This window comes from Longispora sp. NPDC051575, from assembly GCF_040681875.1.
In the GTDB taxonomy this organism is placed as follows: Bacteria; Actinomycetota; Actinomycetes; order Mycobacteriales; family Micromonosporaceae; genus Longispora.
On record NZ_JBFAZP010000005.1, the window covers coordinates 191,759 to 209,408 of the forward strand.

Annotated in this window: 13 protein-coding genes; 4 read left to right on the top strand and 9 right to left on the bottom strand. The window is 71.8% G+C overall.

Features of this window, described 5'->3' with window-relative positions; genetic code table 11:
• Positions 1-6: 6 nt before the first annotated feature.
• Together AB0M43_RS15325 and eccCa are read right to left on the bottom strand one after the other, a co-directional pair.
• Positions 7-819: a hypothetical protein gene (locus tag AB0M43_RS15325; RefSeq protein ID WP_363724935.1), complete on the bottom strand. Its 813-nt coding sequence runs from the start codon at positions 817-819 to the stop codon at positions 7-9.
• A complete protein-coding gene (gene eccCa / locus AB0M43_RS15330; protein ID WP_363724937.1) occupies positions 819-4,691 on the bottom strand; it encodes a type VII secretion protein EccCa in 3,873 nt (1,290 codons plus the stop codon). The genes AB0M43_RS15325 and eccCa overlap by 1 nt, the downstream gene beginning before the upstream one ends.
• 657 nt (positions 4,692-5,348) lie before the next feature.
• Here eccCa and eccD point away from each other — a divergent pair.
• Complete coding sequence (eccD, locus tag AB0M43_RS15335; protein WP_363724939.1) at positions 5,349-6,725, top strand: type VII secretion integral membrane protein EccD; 1,377 nt, start codon at positions 5,349-5,351, stop codon at positions 6,723-6,725.
• Positions 6,726-6,887: 162 nt separating this feature from the next.
• On the opposite strand, the gene AB0M43_RS15340 is transcribed toward eccD, so the two are convergent.
• Entirely contained in the window at positions 6,888-8,387 is a 1,500-nt protein-coding gene (locus AB0M43_RS15340) for an MFS transporter (protein WP_363724941.1), read from the bottom strand.
• 151 nt (positions 8,388-8,538) lie between these two features.
• On the opposite strand from AB0M43_RS15340, the gene AB0M43_RS15345 reads away from it, so the two are divergent.
• The gene (locus tag AB0M43_RS15345; RefSeq protein ID WP_363724943.1) at positions 8,539-9,267 is read left to right on the top strand and encodes a TetR/AcrR family transcriptional regulator; all 729 of its coding nucleotides are present in this window, start codon (positions 8,539-8,541) and stop codon (positions 9,265-9,267) included.
• A gap of 165 nt (positions 9,268-9,432) precedes the next feature.
• Here the strand turns inward: AB0M43_RS15345 and AB0M43_RS15350 are convergent, their stop codons facing one another.
• The 4 genes from AB0M43_RS15350 to AB0M43_RS15365 all read right to left on the bottom strand — a co-directional run bounded on the left by AB0M43_RS15350 (position 9,433) and on the right by AB0M43_RS15365 (position 13,017).
• On the bottom strand, positions 9,433-10,527 hold the full coding sequence (locus AB0M43_RS15350; RefSeq protein ID WP_363724945.1) for a WD40 repeat domain-containing protein: 1,095 nt from the start codon (positions 10,525-10,527) through the stop codon (positions 9,433-9,435).
• 144 nt (positions 10,528-10,671) lie between these two features.
• Positions 10,672-11,334, bottom strand: coding sequence for a hypothetical protein (locus tag AB0M43_RS15355; RefSeq protein WP_363724947.1), 663 nt, complete (start codon positions 11,332-11,334; stop codon positions 10,672-10,674).
• Between the two features lie 2 nt (positions 11,335-11,336).
• Entirely contained in the window at positions 11,337-12,551 is a 1,215-nt protein-coding gene (locus AB0M43_RS15360; protein WP_363724949.1) for a S1 family peptidase, read from the bottom strand.
• Positions 12,552-12,714: 163 nt separating this feature from the next.
• Positions 12,715-13,017 (bottom strand): hypothetical protein, encoded by a 303-nt coding sequence (locus tag AB0M43_RS15365; RefSeq protein WP_363724950.1) that lies wholly within the window; start codon positions 13,015-13,017, stop codon positions 12,715-12,717.
• Between the two features lie 246 nt (positions 13,018-13,263).
• Here AB0M43_RS15365 and AB0M43_RS15370 point away from each other — a divergent pair, with 246 nt between their 5' ends.
• Together AB0M43_RS15370 and AB0M43_RS15375 are read left to right on the top strand one after the other, a co-directional pair.
• Positions 13,264-14,088 (top strand): helix-turn-helix transcriptional regulator, encoded by an 825-nt coding sequence (locus tag AB0M43_RS15370; RefSeq protein ID WP_363724951.1) that lies wholly within the window; start codon positions 13,264-13,266, stop codon positions 14,086-14,088.
• A gap of 42 nt (positions 14,089-14,130) precedes the next feature.
• Positions 14,131-14,322, top strand: coding sequence for a DUF397 domain-containing protein (locus AB0M43_RS15375; protein ID WP_363724953.1), 192 nt, complete (start codon positions 14,131-14,133; stop codon positions 14,320-14,322).
• Between the two features lie 32 nt (positions 14,323-14,354).
• Here AB0M43_RS15375 and AB0M43_RS15380 read toward each other — a convergent pair whose 3' ends face one another.
• Together AB0M43_RS15380 and AB0M43_RS15385 are read right to left on the bottom strand one after the other, a co-directional pair.
• Positions 14,355-17,258, bottom strand: a complete 2,904-nt coding sequence (locus AB0M43_RS15380) for a caspase family protein (RefSeq protein WP_363724955.1) — start codon at positions 17,256-17,258, stop codon at positions 14,355-14,357.
• A 3-nt stretch (positions 17,259-17,261) separates the two neighbouring features.
• Complete coding sequence (locus AB0M43_RS15385; RefSeq protein ID WP_363724957.1) at positions 17,262-17,420, bottom strand: hypothetical protein; 159 nt, start codon at positions 17,418-17,420, stop codon at positions 17,262-17,264.
• Positions 17,421-17,650: the final 230 nt, after the last annotated feature.

Genomic DNA, 17,650 nt, shown 5'->3' on the forward strand with positions numbered 1-17,650 from the left:
TCGAGGTTAGTGGATGCCGTCAACCCGTGCGGGCAGCACTATGCCCTGAACGTGTCGAAAGCCGAGTATGCCAAGATCGCCGGCTAGGAACGCTTCGGGCGGTACGCGCACCACCTCGCCGGACGGATTGAAGAAGGTCAACTCGGGGCCGATGAGCAGGACATAGTGCCGTGGGTACCCGTCGCCGATCAGCACCGGCACCGGGTGACCTGCCTCGACGGCCGCCACCGCGTCGCGCAGGGCCGCGCCGATGCTCGCCGGGTTCGTGTCGTCGACGAGCCGCCAGTCGTACGCGCGGCCCAGGGCGCCGGACACGCCCCACGGGGAGGTGCCGAGCCGCTGGGGCCAGAGCCGGTTGGTCGCGTCGTGGATCCGACGTTCCTCCTGGGCCAGCCGGTCGGCGAAGGGGAGGTCCGTGTCGGTGAGCGACAGCGCGTACACCGGGTCGAGGAGGGCGCGGGTCATCAGGATCGACACGGAGCCGCACGTGGTCGGCGTGGACTGGGCGATCGGCACGGCGCCCGGGACGGCCGGGTCGACCAGGCGCAGGTGACCGTCGAGCCAGTGGTCGGAACGGCCCCGGATCCGGTCGGCGAAGGCGGTGATCTCCTCGGCGGTGCGGCCCGCGGCGGCGGCCAGCAGCAGGTAGCGGCGTTCCAGGTCGCTCTCCGCGCGGGCGAGGACCGGCTCGATCGCGGACCGGGCCGGGGACAGGTCGGCCAGGGCCAGCCACGGGGTGAGGCGGGCGGCGAGCGCGGCCCGGCGGAAGAAGGCGCGGAGCACCCAGGAGCGGCGGAGAAGGGTCGTGAGCTGCGACATCAGGTCACCTGCGAGAGCTGGACGAGTTGGGTACCGCCGCGGCGGGTGACGAGCCAGCCCCGGCCGGGCGGCAGCGGACCGGGCCGGACGTTGCCGAGCAGCACGCCCTCGTCCCGGTTGCCGGACATCACGATCCCCGGGGACGCCAGCTCGCGGAGCCGCTGGATCACCGGGTCGTACAGCGCGCGGCTCGCGCCGCCGATCTGCCGGGTGAGGATCAGGTGCAGCCCGACGTCGCGGGCCTGCGGCAGGTAGTCGAGGAGCGGGGCGAGCGCGCCGGAGCCGACCAGGTCGTAGTCGTCGACGAGGACGAAGCACTCCGGGCCCGTCCACCAGCTGCGGTCTCGGAGCTGGGCGGCGGTCACGTCGGAGCCCGGCAGCCGCTTGGACATGTAGCCGGCGACGGACTGGGTGAACTCCATGGTGGTGGTCGTGTTCGTCCCGTACCCGATGAGGTGGTCGGTCGTGATCGCGCCCAGCAGGGACCGGCGGTAGTCGACCAGGATGATCCGGGCCTGCTCCGGGGTGTAGCGCTCCACGATGGACCGGGCGATCGACCGCAGGAACGTGGACTTCCCGCTCTCCGAGTCGCCGAACAGCAGCAGGTGCGGCTCGGACGCGAAGTCGATCGTGACCGGGCGCAGGTCGGCCTCCGCGACGCCGATCGGCAGCCGCAGCCCGTCGGCCGGGCCGGAGACGAACGCGACCGAGGACGGCAACAGCCGGACGGGCGGCGCGGCCGGCCCCTGCCAGGAGGACTTGACCGCCGCGACCAGCGCCTGGCAGCCGGCGGCCAGGTCGGCCGAGTCCTGCCGGCCGTCGAGGCGGGGCAGCGCGCCCAGGAAGTGCAGGCCATCGGGGGTGATGCCCCGGCCGGGGGCCTTGGCGGGCACGTTCGCGGCGATCCGGCGGTTCAGGTACGAGTCGGTGGGGTCGCCGAGCCGCAGCTCCAGTTTCGTGCCGAGCAGGTCGCGGATCGCCGGCCGCAGGTCCATCCACCGGCTGGCGCTGATCACCACGTGCACGCCGTAGGACAGGCCCCGGGTGGCGATGTCGGTGATCGTCGCCTCCAGGTCCTCGAAGTCGCTGCGGACCGTCCCCCAGCCGTCGACCACCAGGAACACGTCCGCGCCGCCGGTCCGGCGGAACGCCGCGATGGAGTCCAGGCCGCGCTCCGCGAAGATCCGCTCCCGGTCCGTCAGGGTCGTGTACACCTCGGCGACGCTGCGCCGGACCACGTCCACCTCGCGCCGGGTCGCCACCCCGCCCACGTGCGGCAGGTCGCGCAGCGAGGCCAGCGCGCCGCCGCCGAAGTCGAGGCAGTAGAACTGGGCCTCCTGCGGGGTGTGGCTGAGCGCCGCCGCCGCGACCAGGGTGCGGAGCATCGTGGACTTGCCCGACTGCGGGCCGCCGATCACCGCCACGTGCCCGGTCAGGTCGGCGCGGAGCAGGTCGCGGCGCTGCTCGTACGGCTTGTCGACCACGCCGATCGGGACCTGGAGCGAGCCGCGCAGCTCCGGGTTCGTCACGGTCAGGCCGCGCTCCGGGTCGCCGGTCAGCGGGGCCAGCAACTGGTCGAGGGTCGGCGGCTCCTGGAGCGGGGGCAGCCACACCTGGTGCGCGGGCGCGCCCCGGCCCTCCATCTTGCGGACCAGGATGTCCAGCAGGCTGTCGCCCACCGCCGGCTCCTCGACCGGCGCCTGGGCGACGACACCGGGGGCGACGAACCGGCTGGTGTAGTCGAGGACCTGGGAGCCGCCCCGGGCCACGCCGGGACCGGAGGCGCGGCGGTGCACGCCGGACACGTACGCGGCCTTGAAGCGGACCAGCGGCTCCGTACCGTTGCGCAGGTAGCCGTGGCCGGGCTGGCGGGGCAGCTCGAAGGCGGCGGCGTCCCCGATCGCGACCCGGGACTCGGTGGCGGAGAAGGTGCGCAGGCCGATCCGGTACGACAGGTGGGTGTCCAGGCCGCGCAGCTTGCCCTCCTCCAGCCGCTGGGAGGCCAGCAGCAGGTGCACGCCCAGGGAGCGGCCCACCCGGCCGATCTGGATGAACATCTCGATGAAGTCGGGCTTCGCGGTGAGCAACTCGGCGAACTCGTCACAGATGATCAGCAGGCTGGGCAGCGGCGCGAACGGCGCCCCGGCCGCCCGGGCCTTCTCGTAGTCGCGCTGCGAGGCGTAGTTGCCCGAGTCGCGGAGCAGCTCCTGGCGGCGGACCAGCTCGCCGTTGATCGCGTCGGTCATCCGGTCGACGAGGGCCATCTCGTCCACCAGGTTCGTGATGACGGCGCTGGTATGCGGGAGCTTGTCCATGCTCGCGAACGTCGCGCCACCCTTGAAGTCGACGAGGACGAAGTTCAGCGTCTCGGACGGGTGGTTGATCGCCAGGGCCAGGACCAGGGTGCGGAGCAGCTCGGACTTGCCGGAGCCGGTCGCGCCGATCAGCAGGCCGTGCGGGCCCATGCCGTCCTGGGCGGACTCCTTGAGGTCCAGCTCGATCGGCTGCCCCTCGGGGCCGACGCCGATCGGGACCCGGAGCCGGTCCCGGTTGGGCCGGGGGCCCCAGGCGAACGCCGGGTCGAACTCGTAGGGGTCGCCGAGTTCCAGCAGCTCCGACAGGCCCAGCTCGGCGGCCAGGGGCTGGTCGTCGCCGCTGGTCAGCAGGGACAGCCGGAGCGGGGACAGCTGCCGGCAGAGCGCCTCGTGCTCCAGCTCGCCGAGCGCGTCGGGCCGGCCGATCCAGGAACTCTCCTCCATCGTCGTGCTGATCAGCTTCTCGGTGGTCACGTCGAACACGATCGAGCCCCGGTCCAGCGAGCGCGGCGGCTGGCCGGACAGGTCCACGATCGTGACCCCGGCGACCCCGCCGTCGGTCATCAGGTGGTCGGAGCCCGCCCGGTCGCCGCCGTCGATCACCACGACCAGGTGCGGGCCCTCGGAGGGTGCGCCGCCCGGGGCGAACCGGGGGCGGCTGGACACCACGTCGTCGAGCAGGGACTCCAGGGCCGTGACGCCCGGCGCGATCAGGCGGAGCTGGCCGAGGGCGTCGAACCGGTGCGGGTGCAGCGCGTGCGGGAGCCACTTGAGGTGCTCCCACTCGGGGCGGCGGTCGTTGGCCGCGCACACCGCGATCCGGATGTCCTCCGGGGCGTGCAGGACCGCGAGCTGGGCGAGCATCGCGCGGACCCAGTCCATGCTGGCGGCGCGCTCGCCCCGCACGTACAACGTGGCGAAGCTGCGCAGGGAAAGGGCGACCGGAAGGTCCGGAATGATGTGGTACGTACTCACGAAGCGGCGCAGCGACAAAGCCGTCATCGGCTCCAGGTCCTCCAGGGCCTTCGACGGGCCGGTGCGCAGCGGGGTGGCCAGCTCCTGTGGGCCGAGGCCCATCCGGACGGTCAGGTAGTCGCCGTCGCCCGGGCGGCGCTCCCACAGGCGGTGGCTGGCGGCCGTCGACCACAGCGCGGCCGGCTCCGGGTGCCGGTGGTGCATGGCCGTGCGCTGGGCCTCGATGTTGCGGCGGACCTTGCGGCGCATCTGGCCCAGGTAGCGCATGTAGTCGCGGCGCTGGGCCATCAGCTCGGCCTTCTTCGGGCCGGTCTGGCCGGCGAAGCTGGTCGCCAGCATCCCGACCGAGGACAGCCCGAACAGGCCACCCATGATCCACTGCATGGTGCCGCCGCCCCGGCTGCCCATGAACATCAACGCCATGGAGCCGCTGCCCGCGAGCATCGGCAGCATCATCAGCAACTGGGACCACGCGCGACCCGTGACCTGCGGCAACTCCGGGGGCGGGTTGAGCACGATGTCACCGGACGGCAGTTGGGGGCCGGGCCTGCGCGGGGGGCGCTTGACGATGACGGTGCTCACCCGACCACCCTAGGGCGCGGATCGACCGGTACGCCTCCCCGGATTCGGTTCTGGCCCACACTTTCTGAAAGCGGGCCCACACCTTGTGCGAGCTACGCCGCCCCTCGGTTGGCGCAGTGTCTTCTCCCGATCGGCCGCCTCGCCTGGTGAGTGGGGCGCGGCCGCCGCCCGGAGCTGGGGCGCGGGCGGGTGGCTCCTGTAGGGGGCGGCCGGAGGCGCGGCTTCACAGGGGGCCGGGTTGGTGCCGATGCCTACGGGTCGGGCGCGCGGCGTAACCATCTGAGGGTCTTCGGGGTGTTGGTGCCTGCCCCAGGCGCTGGGCCCGAGGGACGCCGATCCTCGCGGAGCGACGCTCGCCCAGGAGTCGACCCCGGCCGAACGACCCCGCCCACGCGCCGACCTCGCCAAGCAGCGTGCCATCCATGCCGAGCGACCATCACCGGGCGCTGCCCCGGCCGAGCGGCCTCGCCCACGCGCCAGCCCCGCCGAGCGACCCCCGCCGCACACCGCCGCCGGCCGAGCGGCCCGCCAGCCGCCCGCCAGCCGCCCGCCGGCCGAGCGGCCCGCCGACCGCCCCGGGCACGCCCGTCGGAGCCCGATCCGGGTCCCCTTCGTGACAGGGGATCGCCCGGGGATAGGCCGGTATGGTCATGGGTCATGAGCACCAGTGGGTTGGGCCTGGCGCGGGTCACCATCGCGACCCCGCGCCGCAGGATCGACGTCGCCCTGCCCGAGCAGTCCGCGCTCACCGAGCTCCTGCCGCGCATCCTCGCGCACGCGGGCGAGGCGATCGCCGACGACGGCGAGGCGCACGGCGGCTGGATCCTCCGCAGGTCCGACGGCACGCCGCTGACCGCTGGCCGCACGCTGACCGCCAACGGGGTACGCGACGGCGAGATCCTGCACCTCCTGCCCCGGCGCGCGGACTGGCCGGAGCTCGACTACGACGACGTGGTGGACGCGATCGCGACGGGCGCGAAGGCCTACGGGCCGGCCTGGTCGGGCGCCGCCACCCGCCGCGCGGGCCTGGTCGCGGCGGGGGTGGCGCTGGCGCTGGGCTGGTTCGCGGTGCTCGCCTCGGGGCCGGGCTGGCTCGGGCCGGGCCTGTTCGCGCTGGGTGTGGGCGTGGTGCTGGTCCTGACGGGTACGGTGCTGTCCCGCGCGCTGTCCGACGGCCTCGCGGGGGCGGTCCTCGCCGCGTACGGCCTGCCCTACGGCTTCCTCGGCGGCTTCCTCGTCCTGGCCCAGGGCCGCGAGCTGACGGCCGGTGACCTGCTGCTCGGCTCCTCGGTGCTGCTGGTCCTGGCCGTGGCCGGCTATGTCGGGGTGGCCGACGCGCCCCGGATCTTCGCGGCCGGGATCCTGACGGCGCTCCTCGGACTGTTGGGCGCGCTGCTCGGCCTGTGGCTCGGTGCCGCCGGGTCGGCCGCGCTGGTGGCGAGCCTGCTGCTGGCGGTGACGAGCGCGTTCCCGCTGTTGTCGATGCGGCTGGGCAAGCTGCCCGTACCGGTCGTGCCGGCCAACGCGGCGGCCCTCGACGCGACGGCGCCCCTGCCGCCCCGGGTGACGGTGTTCGCGGCGGTGGCCCGGGCGGACGAGCTGCTCACGGGGCTGCTGCTGGGCGCGGCGGTGGTGTCGGCGGCGTGCGCGGTGGTCCTCGTCCTCAAGGGCGGGGTCGCGGGGCTGATCCTGGCCGGGGTGGTGTCGTCGGCGTACCTGCTGCGGGCCCGGTTGTTCCCGGCCGTCCGGCACCGGTTGCCGCTGCTCGGGGCGGGGGTCGCCGGGCTGGCCGTGCTGGGTGTCGGGCTGCTCGCGGCCGCTCCGCCCCTGGCCCGGCTGCTCGTCGTCGCGGTGGTGCTGCTGGTCGTCGCGGGGCTGGTCGCGACGGCCGGGCTGGTCTACGGCCGCCGGACCCCGTCGCCGTATCTCGGCCGGACCGCCGACATCCTCGACGTGGCCCTGGTGATCTCGGTGATCCCGGTCGCCTGCCAGGTCCTGGGCCTCTACGCCCTGGTCAGGGGCCTCGCCGGCTGACCTGCCGCCTGATCGCCGAGCCGGCCGCCCGGCCCGGAAGCGCCGGCCGCCGCAACGAAGCCCGCCCGGCCCGGAAGCGCCGGCCGCCGCAACGAAGCCCGCCCGGACCCCAAACGGGCCGTGGCCGGAGGCGATCCGCCCCCGGCCACGACCTCACGAACCTCAGTTCCCCACGGAAGCCAACTCCTCCTCCACCACAGGGGAACGCTCCCGCATCAACACCAACGCCAACACCGCCGCCACCACGACCCCGCAGGCCCCGGCGACGAACGTCGTGGACATCGCGCTGGTGAACGCCTCCCGGGCCGCCTCCGCGAGCCCGGCGTCCCCGTTCCCGGCCGCGACCCCCAACGCCTCGGCCACGGACCTCCGAGCCGCCCCGGGAGCATCCCCGGGCATGGCGTCCGTGTACGCCCCGGACAGCACCGACCCGAGGATCGCCACCCCGAGCGCCGCGCCGGTCTGCTGCACGGTGTCGTTGAGCGCCGACCCGACCCCGGCGTGCGCGGCGGGCACGGCCCCCATCAGCGCGCCGATCGCGGCGGGCATCGCCAGCCCGCAACCGGCCCCGAGCAGCAGCATGGCCCCGGACACGTGCCAGAAGCTGGCCGCGACGGGCAGGGAGGCGAGGCCGAGGAAGCCGGCGGCGATGACGAGCAGGCCGAGGGCCGCGAGGTACCGGTAGCCGAGTTTCTTCACCAGCGCCGCCCCGAGCCCGTTGAACGCGAGGGTCGCGACGGCCAGCGGGGTGAGCGCGAGCCCGGTCTCGGTGGGGGTGTAGCCGAGGACGAACTGGAGGTACTGCGTCAGGACCAGCATCAGCCCGCCGTTGGCGAAGGTGACCAGGACCAGGGAGAAGCTGGAGCCGGTGAACATCCGGTTGCGGAACAGTTCGAGCGGGACCATCGGGGAGGCGGTGCGCAGTTCCCAGACGACGAAGCCGGCGAGGCTCAGGACGGTGGTGACGAGCGCGGCCAGGGTGGTGGGGTCGGAGATGCCCTTCTGGGGCAGTTCGATGATGGTCCAGACCAGGGCGGTCATGCCGACCATGGACAGGATCATGCCGAGCGGGTCGGCCTTGCGCGCCGGGCCGCGAGACTCGGGCATCAGGACGAGGGCGGCGAGGATCGCCAGCGCCGCGATGGGCAGGTTCATCACGAAGACCGCGCCCCACCAGAACTGGGCGATGAGCAGGCCGCCGAGGGTCGGGCCGCCGACCAGGCCGAGCATGGCCACGGAGCTCCAGGCGGCGATGGCCCGGGGGCGTTCCTTCTCGTCGAACACGGTGATCAGGATCGACAGGGTGCTGGGCATGATCAGCGCGCCGCCGACGCCCATCAGGGTGCGGCCGGCGATGAGCTGGCCCGGGTCGGTCGCGTAGGCGGCCAGCAGGGAGGCCGCTCCGAAGATCACCAATCCGATGATCATGACTTTCCGGCGACCGTACCGGTCGGACAGGCTGCCGGACGTCAGGAGCAGTCCGGCGAAGACCAGGATGTACGAGTCGATGATCCACTGGATGTCCTGGGCGCTGGCCCCGAGGTCGCGCACCATCGGCGGGATCGACACGGTCAGCACCATGTTGTCGATGACCAGCACCAACGTGCTGAGGCACAACACGATCAGGATCAACCAGCGTTGGGGGTTCCGCTCTTCGGTCACAAACCACTCCCTAGGTCCGTACAGTGTTCGTCGCTCCGCACACTGTACGGCGACCGCACACTGTTCGCAACGCCGCACAGTGTTCGGCGGGCGGTATGCTGAGGCCCGAGACGCCCGGTAGTCGGCGCCCGTGTGCTGTGAGGAGTGCGAGATGCCCGTGGACAACCAGCGCGCGTCGGTCTGGTCCCGGCCCGAGAAGCGGCGGCGCGAACACCCCGCGCTGAGCCGCGAGCAGATCGTCGCCGAGGCCATCCGGCTGCTGGACGAACAGGGGCTCGACGCGCTGAGCATGCGCAACCTCGGTACCCGGCTGGGCGCCGGCGCGACCTCGCTCTACACCCACGTGGCCAACAAGGACGAGCTGCTGGAACTGGTCGTCGACGAGGTCTACGGCGAGATCACGGTGGCGCCGTCCGAGGACCCGGCGGACTGGACCGGCCCCGCCCGCCAACTGGCCGTCGACCTGCGGGCGACCATCCTCCGGCACCCCTGGCTCGTCGCCGTGCTCGGCCACGCCGGCCTGCAACACCTCGGACCGAACCTGATGAGCCTCGTGGAGGACATCCTCACCCGCTTCGAGCGGGCGGGCTTCACCCTGCGGGCCGGCAACCAGGCCATCAGCATGCTGTCCGCCTACGTCGTCGGGATCACCACGACCGAGGCCGCCTGGCTGACCATGCTCGCCCGGGGCGGACACGACGAGGTGGAGCTGGTCCAGCAGTTCCTCCTGGCCGGCCGCGAGGCCGTGCGGCCCTATCCGCGCCTCCGCGAGCTGCACGAGTCCTACGACCAGCTCGCCCCGGCCGACACCCGCGAGGACAGCTTCACCGTGGGCCTCGACTGCCTCCTCGACGGCATGGCCACCCGCCTCAAAACCTGAAACCCACGATCAGACGGTTACGAGTAGGCAACCGACCCACCGCGCATCAGCTCGGACCCGGGGCGAGGTCCCCTGCCCCGGAGCCCGGGGCAGGTCCGTTGCCGAGCACCTGTCACCAGCCGCCCGGGCCCAGCCCACCGCGCCCCGAGCGATGCCGAGCACCTGTCACCCGACAACCCTGATCACCCCGGCGGACACCGACGTCCCCCAGGCGATCCGCCTCCCATCAGGGCTGTAGGCGGCCGCGGAGAACTGCTCGAACCCGCTGAGTACCGGCGTGGCCCGCTCCTTCCCGGTGGCGAAGTCCAGTGCCCTCAGCGTGTGCCGGCTGTATCCCCCGACGTAGTTCGGCGTCGCGTTCACCGGCGGCGTCGCGATGTTCGGACCGTTCAGGAGCTCGCTGACCGCGAACAGCACCGTCCCGCCGTCCGGGCTGAAGTAGAGGCCGTCGACGAGCGCACCCCATGCGCCGTCGTAGCGGTTGCTGTCCCAGGAGGCCACCGGGTTGCGATTGGCGAGGTCGAAGACCTGGAGGTGCAGGCTCGCGGCGGCGAGGTACCTCCCGTCCGGGCTGAACGCCATGAAGCTCTGCGACGGTCCGGTGGCCAGGGGCGGCCCGTAGGGCGTCCGGGTGTCGACGTGCCAGAGCTGGACCGTGCCGTCCCTGCTCGCGGTGCCCAGCGTGTGGCCGTCCGGGCTGAACGCCACGTCGGTGACGTGGTCGCGGTGCCCGAGGAAGGGCGCGCCGAGCTGCTTGCGGATGTCGACGTTCCACAACCGCACGGCACCGTCCTCTCCGGCGGTGGCCAGGGTCTGCCCGTTGGGGCTGAACGAGACGGCCCGTACTCCGCCGCGCCCGGTAGCCGCGATCGGCGTGCCGAGCGGTGCGCGGTCCGCGACGTTCCACAGTCTGAGGGTGCCGTCCCCGCTCGCGGACGCGAGGGTCGTGCTGTCGGGGCTGAAGGCGAGGTCGTGGACGGTGTCCGTGTGGTCGGTGATCGGGGGGCCGACGGCGGCGCCGGTGGTGGCGTCCCACAGCTGGATCTCGTGCTTGTCGTTGTCGTAGTTGCGACGCCCGGTGGCCAGTAGCGACCCGTCCGGGCTGAACGTGGCGACGTTCGTGGTGATGCTGTGGGGGTGGTTGCCTTTGGCCAGCTCGCCGGTGAACGGTGCCCGGATCTCGGGGTCGGTCCAGCCGCAGCCGGCGAGCGCGGCGCAGGCGAGCAGGACGAGGGCGGCGCTGGCTGTCGGAAGCCTCATGGCAGCAACGTATCCGCGCGAACCAGCACTGTCTATAGTAGATAGACGCGTCGGTGGTCCGATGCCCGACAGGTACCGTTGTCGGCGCGCGAAGCCTCGACCCCGGGGCCCCTGACCCGGTCGGCCCCCGGTCCGCTGACCCGGTCAGCCCCCCGGCACCGTGGCCCGACCATCGGTGACCACACACGCCCGCAGCCCGGCGGCCGCCATTCCGCCCAACCCGCACGCCCACTGCCCCGGATACCCGAGCGCCGCCATGTCCCGCCCCCGGGGCAGTCCGTACCGCACGGCCGTGCCCCGGTAGTACCCCCCGTTGTTGGTGGCTACCTCGAGGACCCGCCCGTCGGAGTACTGGAACAGGTACCGCACCGGGCTGAACAGCAGCAACGCCACAGCCCCCCGATCGGACCCGAGCACGTCGTCGGCCTGCGCGGGCGTCAACAACCGCCGGACCACGGTGACCATGAAGACGGTCTGCCCGCCCTCGACCACGTCCATGGTCGACAACCGCGCGCCCCCGGGTTCGTATACGCACCGGACGACCCGCACCGCCCCCCACTCGACCAGCCGGTGGGTGCTGGCATCCGGCCGGGGCGCCGGCCCCGGTTCGGCGAGCGGGCACGCCGGGACGACGAGCCCCGCGAGGTCGGCGCGCGGGTACGCGGGCGGCCGGTCCGCCGGGTCGTCGAGGGTGTGGGCGGGTGCCCGGGTGTAGTACCACCGGGTGGCGGCCGCGCTCGCCGTCGCGGCCAGGACGGCCACGACGACGAGGGCGAGCAGCCCCCGGGGGGACGGCTTGTTGCTCATGTTCACCAACCGCTGGTCACCGGGTTGACGCCGAAGTCCCGCCAGGCGGTGCCGAAGTCCTGGAAGAACAGCACATTCTGGCGGCTGGAGTCCCGCCCCGAGATTACTCCGATCGCCCGGACGAAGCTGCCGTCCAGACTGAACACCGGCCCGCCGCTGTCCCCGTGGTCGCCGACCGTGCCGCCGTCGCGCCGGGTGGCGCTGACCAGGTCGTTGTAGCAGTTGTAGTCCCCGTCGGAGTCGGGGTTGGTGGAGCAGGTCCGGACGGACAGGTTGGTGATCTGGATGCCGCAGTGCACGCCGGTGGTGGCCCCGGAGTCGCAGAGCCACTGCCCCTGGTAGGCCCAGTCCCAGCCGGAGACGCCCTTGCCCCAGTTGGAGTTGACCCCGCCGTCGAAGATCCGGCCGCTGGTGGTGCCGTACGCGCGGACCAGGATCACGTCGTGTTGCCAGTTCTCCCGGTCGGCGGTGCCGATCCAGTCGCTGTTGCCGTCGTACACCGCGTCGGGTGGGGTCATGCAGTGCGCGGCGGTGAGCAGGTAGTGGTACCCGGCGCCGCTGGTGACGCCGAACCCGCTGGTGCAGGTCACGACCATGCCGAGCGCGGGGCTCCAGTTGCGGGTCCGCGCGCCGCCCGACCAGGGTGCGATGTCGTTCTCGCGGGTGGCCAGGGGCACGTGCGCGCCGGCCCGTTCGTGGCGCACCGGGACGCCGGTGGCCAGCAGGCCGGGGTCGCCGAGCAGTTCGGGGGCGTCGGTGGCGAGGGTCAGGCCGCTGCCGTCGGGCGCGATCCTGATGTCGTAGTCGGCGCGCGCGACGGCCCGGTCGATGTCGGCCGCGAGTCGGAGCCCGGCGGCGCGGAGTTCGGCGTGGCTGTGCGCGGCGGGGACGACGCGGACGTCCACGGTGCGCCGGGCGCTGTCGATCGCGTCGGCCACCGGGGCGGGCGGCAGCCCTTTCCAGTGCACGATGACCTGGTCGGACGCGAGTTCGATCGAGCCGTAGCCGGGTGCGGCGGTGCGTTCGACGGCCCAGCGGATGGTGTTCGCCCCGGCGACCAGCACCCGCTGGCGGGCCATGAGCCGCGCCGTCGCGTCGGTGGGGGTGGCGCCGGGGGAGGCTGCGGCCGGAACGGCCGCCAGGGACAGGAGGGTGGTGCCGGCGGCCAGTGCCGCCAGGGTGCGGAGCGTGAGCGTTGTTCCCCGTGGTGCGCGCAAAACAGCCCTTTCCTGATCAAGGTATGAGGTAAGGATGAAATAACGCTACCGACAACTTCGACAAACGTCGATGTCAGAGTGCCGACTCACGTGACCGGGGCCGGCGCGGGGAGGCACGCCAGCGGCCATCCGGATGACCATCCAGGTGCCTCGGCGCGGCGGCTCAGGCGTGGCGGCGCGGTGGCGTCCGCCCGGGGACGGGGGCCCAGGGGCGGGTCTTCCAGGTGATGTCCGTGAGCCAGACGAGTTCCGTCGCGCCACTGTGGCAGTGGATCGCGGTGACCGCCTCCAGCGAGTCGTAGACCCCGATCGACAGGTGGCCGGTGCTCTCCCCGAGCCAGCTGATCGTGACGGCCTCGGTGACCGGGTACCACGTCCCGAACGCCACCACCCCCGTCCCCGACACGCCGGACACGTCGACGTGCCGGTCGAGGGCGAACACCCGGGGCAGATCCTCGGCGGTCATGCGGTACTCCCATCGTCCGTGTTCTGGAAGGGGCGGGCGGCGGCCATGATCGGGGAAATCCGCCGCCCGCCCCGCTCAACCCGGCCCGACGGACTTGGGGATCCACGCCGCACCGGGGAGTTCAGCCCGACCAGCATCTCCCGAGCCCAGGACCCAGACAATCCAGAAAATTCAGCGGGTACCTTGCAGATTTGCAGCCCAGCGTGGCTATCGGTGCACGAAGCGTCCTCAGCGGACAATGCACCTATGGTCAGCGATGGGCGCCGCACCCCACATCCCCGCCGAGCCCGGCTCGCCCGACACCTACGGCTCCTCCGCGAGGACGCGGAACTGACGATCAAGTCGGTCGGCCGCCGCATGGGTTGGTCGGACTCGAAGGTGAGCCGCATCGAAACCGGCCTGTCGGGCATCACCCCGGGCGATGCGGCTCGCCTCCTCGACATCTACAACGTCACCGGCCCGCGCCGCGACTGGATGCTAGGGCTGGCATCGAGCGGAAATCCTCGGCATGTCCCTGGTGCTTTTCGCGAGCTGGAGGCTGAGTCAGCTGCGGTGCTCGGCTACGAGTCGATCCTGGTGCCAGGAATTCTTCAAGTCCCGGAATACACCCGGGCCATCATCCAGTCACATCGGCCTGAACTTACGGTCGAGGAGACCGAGCGGCTGATCGAGTTGAGGGTTGCACGGCAGGCACTGCTGACCAGGGCGGATGGTCCGCGGTTTCACCTCATCGTCGATGAGGTAGCACTGCGCCGCCCAGTAGGCGGTGAGCCCGTGATCCGGGCACAGCTTCGCAGAATGATAGAACTGGGAGAGCTGGACAGCGTCATGCTTCAGGTGCTTCCGGCGGAGTGTGTGGCGCACCCAGCACCGAATGGAGCGTTCACCGTATTGCAGTTTCGGGACGACCTCGACCCGGGCATCGTCGCGCTTTCCCATCACCTGGGCACGATCTACTTTGATGCTCCGATGGATGTCGAGGGCTACGTCGACCTCTTTCGCCGCCTCGGCCGACACGCCCTGGATCCAGGCGATTCGGCTAAGCTCCTGACACGGCTAGCCTCGGGCTAGTGGCTCGTCGTCTGCGGGCCAATGTGGACGAGGAGGCGCGAGATGGACCTGACGCAAGCGCGCTACGTGAAGGCTCGCCGGAGCGATGGCAGCTCCGACAACTGTGTCGAGTGCACCTTCGACCACGTGTCCGCCGGTGTCGTCGGCATCCGCGACAGCAAGGACCCGAGCGGCCCGGTACTCATCTTCCCCGTCGCCGAGTGGCGCGCCTTCCTCGCAGCCCAACACGGATAGCACCCCGCCCCAGCGTACCCAGATGAGGGCTTTCAGGGTTTGACGGCGGCAAGCGCCCGGACCGCATTCTCGACGGACATCAGGTACGTGGCAACCGCCGTGCGGAGGTAGCCGTCGCCCGACAGGACATAGTTCAGGTTGTCCGTCGAGCGCTTCTGTCGCGTGCCCAATCTCGGCAGCTTGGAAGCCTCGTTGGAGGCGAGAATCGACAGCAATGCCTGGGGGTCCGTCACGTATCGCATGAGTAGTTTCACGAGGTGGTCGACTTCGGAAGCGGGCACACAGTCCAGGGGGCCACTGCTACGGGAACCCGCGTCCCGCCGGGGCTCCTCGAACCTCAACGCCGCCAGCAGCTTCCCGATCGCCTCCGCCGTCTCCGGATCGGGGCTCGACAGCAGGACGGTGGCAGAATCGGGAGCGAACCTCTGGGGAACCGGGTCGACGTGTCGCAGCAGCGCGCCAGACCACAGCCGGACCGCGCTCGTCGTACTGCCGCTCACCAGCAGATGTCCATCGGGATGGAACGCCACCGCGTGCACCGGCCCCGTGTGCCCCGTGAGCGGCCCGCTGACCGGCTGGCCGTTGCGCGGATTCCACAACCGCACCGTGCAGTCGTAGCCCGCCGTGGCCATCAATTCCCCGCCCGGATGGAACGCGACCGAATGCACCGTGCCCGTGTGGCCGTTGAGTGGCCTGCCGACCAGCTGGTGCGTCCGCAGATCCCACAGCCGCACCGTGGCGTCCTCCCCAGCCGTCGCCAGGAGCCGCCCGCCCGGATGGAACGCCACCGCGTGCACCGGCCCCGTATGCCCCGTCAGTGGCGAGCCGGCCTCCAGATTGGTGAACGGATTCCAGAACCTGACCTGGCGGTCCCGGCTCCCGGAAGCTAGCAGCTTCCCGTCCGGGCTGAACGCCACCGCGTAGACGGCCTGCCGGTGCCCGGTGAGCACTGCACCCGAGGCCCGGCCCGACAGTGGTTCCCAGAGCCTGACGTCGCCGTCGAAGCTCCCGGAGGCCAGCAGAATACCCTCCGGGTGGAACGCCAACGCGTACACGGCCTTGCTGTGGCCGACCAGCCGCTCACCGATTCGCTTTCCGCTGCTGACGTCCCACAGCCGGACCTTGTTGTCCTGGCTGCCGGTGGCGAGCAGCTCGCCCTGCGGGTGGAACGCCACCGCGTAGACGGGGACGCTGTGGTCGAGGAGGCCGGCCGGCGTCCGGTTGTCGGGGTCCCACAGGCGGACGTAGTTGTCCTCGCTGGCGGTGGCGAGGAGGTGCCCGTTCGGGTGGAAGGCGATGGAGTGGACCGTCTTCGTGTGGCCGGTCAGGCTCCCCACGGTGTCGAGGGTCGGCGCGGTTGGGCCGGTGGTTTCGCGGGTGCGGGCGGTGGCTGGCGGGTCCGTGGGCTGGGCGGTCTCGCCGGGTTGTGCGGTCAATTCGGTTCCCGCCTGGCCTTTCTCGGCGGCGAGCTGGCGGGACTCGTCGGCCTGAGCAGACTGGGGCAACTCTGACTGGACCCTGGCGGCGCGGAGTTCGGCGGCTTCCGCGACCGCGAGGGCCAGGTCACGGCGCTGCTCCTCCTTCTCGGACTCGGCCCGCACCATGTCCCGGCGAATCTCGGCGGCGCTGACCACCGTGAGTGCCGTGACGCGGAGCGAGTCGGCCGCGTCCATCGCCGCGACGGCCGCGTCCCGACGTGCCTCGGCGTCGGTCGCCGCAGCGAGTGCGGCGTCGCGGCGGGTCTCGGCGGCCTCGGCGCCCGCCACCGCCGAGTCCCGGCGGTCCTCCGCCCGGGAGGCCTCGCGCGTCAACCGGGCGGTATCGGCCCGTGCGGTGCGTTGGGACTCCTCGGCGTCCTGGCGGGCGCTGGCGATGATCGCCTTCGCGTTGTCAGCCGCGTCCGTGAGAATGTCGGCGGCCTGGGACTTCGCCTCGTCCAGGATCTTCTGAGCCTCGGCGCGGGCATGCCGTAGCGCGTCCTCGGCTGCGGCCAGGTCGGGTGCAGGAGGAGCCAGCAGGACGGCGGCCACCTCCGCCACCGCGCGACTGTCGTCCTCGGCCAGGTGGAGCAGCGTCTCCCGCACCCGGGCACGGACGATCTCGTTGCCAACGTCGTTCAGGCGTTCGAGAGAGTCCAGCGCGGCGAGCCGGACCGACGTGAGTGGGCTCGTGATCGAGGCCACCAGATGGTTCGGGAGCCGCCAGTGCGGGTTGCGGCCGATGACCGTTCGGAAATGGGCGGTGCCCCATTTGTTGGGCCGCTGGTTCTGATTCTCAGCCGCCATCCGATCATTCACGTACCTGGACAGCTCGTCGAGTGTGATGTCCCCGTCGTCGTCCAGGTCCGCGCTGCTGTCCCGGAGACCGGCCACCAGGTGCGCGGTGAGCGTCGAAGGGGTGGCGGAACCGTGCACGATGTCGCCCTCGAACACGTACTGGACGGTGTCTGAGGCGTTCAGGATCGTCGCCCCTCGCCCGAGTGACCACCTCATCGGCGGCTCTGAGTTCGATGTGGTCGAACTGGCCGGGAACTGCCCGCCGAAGCAGCAGTCGAAGATCAACACCTTCTGTCGGGAGATGCACCTGTCCATGAGGTGGCTGATGCTCTCCATGGGGAGTGCTGTGGAGTCCAGGTTTTCCCGCCGGGTACCGGCCAGAGCCAGGTGGAGCCGGCCGTCGGCTTCCTTGATGCCGTGGCCGGCGAAGTACAGCAGCGGCAGGTCGTCTCTGCTCAACTGGTCGTACAGGGCGGTGACCGCCCGGGTCACCGTGTGGTGCGACTCGTTGATCAGGGTCGTGACCTCGAAACCGCCGATCTCCGGGTCGCCGAGCACCGCCGCGAGCGCCTCCGCGTCGTGCGGCGGGGAGGCAAGTTCGCGCAGGCCAGCGTCCTGGTAGTCGTAGGTGGCGATCAGTAGCGCCAGGCGTCGCCCCATCCGCTATCCGGCAGAGTGCCGGAACGCGAGCGTGCCGACCAGGGGTGGGCGCTGAGCCGTCGTCACGTGCTCCAGCTCCGGGTCCGGCACGAACTCCCGACGCAGGGCGTTGGCCGGTGTCCCGGCCCTGGCCCGGTCGGAATACGTGTCACCGTCGCTCATCAACCGTCCGCCCATCGTCCCCGACCCGCACAGCTGGAGAGTTCCATCGTTCCCGTGCCCTGTCGGGAAAGACAAGCACCGCCAACTGTCCATCAACCGACTCATCGCCCGCTCCGGCAGGCGCCCCCGGCATCGGCACCTTCAGCCGCGTCTCCGCCGGTGTCGTCGGCATCCGCCACAGCAAGGACCCGAGCGGCCCCGGAGTCATTTCCCCGCCGCCGAGTGGCGCG

Coding starts and splice junctions, on each gene's coding strand:
- AB0M43_RS15325 (WP_363724935.1), bottom strand. CDS start 819: ATGTCGCAGCTCACGACCCTTCTCCGCCGCTCCTGGGTGCTCCGCGCC.
- eccD (WP_363724939.1), top strand. CDS start 5,349: ATGAGCACCAGTGGGTTGGGCCTGGCGCGGGTCACCATCGCGACCCCG.
- AB0M43_RS15345 (WP_363724943.1), top strand. CDS start 8,539: ATGCCCGTGGACAACCAGCGCGCGTCGGTCTGGTCCCGGCCCGAGAAG.
- AB0M43_RS15350 (WP_363724945.1), bottom strand. CDS start 10,527: ATGAGGCTTCCGACAGCCAGCGCCGCCCTCGTCCTGCTCGCCTGCGCC.
- AB0M43_RS15355 (WP_363724947.1), bottom strand. CDS start 11,334: ATGAGCAACAAGCCGTCCCCCCGGGGGCTGCTCGCCCTCGTCGTCGTG.
- AB0M43_RS15365 (WP_363724950.1), bottom strand. CDS start 13,017: ATGACCGCCGAGGATCTGCCCCGGGTGTTCGCCCTCGACCGGCACGTC.
- AB0M43_RS15370 (WP_363724951.1), top strand. CDS start 13,264: ATGGTCAGCGATGGGCGCCGCACCCCACATCCCCGCCGAGCCCGGCTC.
- AB0M43_RS15375 (WP_363724953.1), top strand. CDS start 14,131: ATGGACCTGACGCAAGCGCGCTACGTGAAGGCTCGCCGGAGCGATGGC.
- AB0M43_RS15380 (WP_363724955.1), bottom strand. CDS start 17,258: ATGGGGCGACGCCTGGCGCTACTGATCGCCACCTACGACTACCAGGAC.
- AB0M43_RS15385 (WP_363724957.1), bottom strand. CDS start 17,420: ATGAGCGACGGTGACACGTATTCCGACCGGGCCAGGGCCGGGACACCG.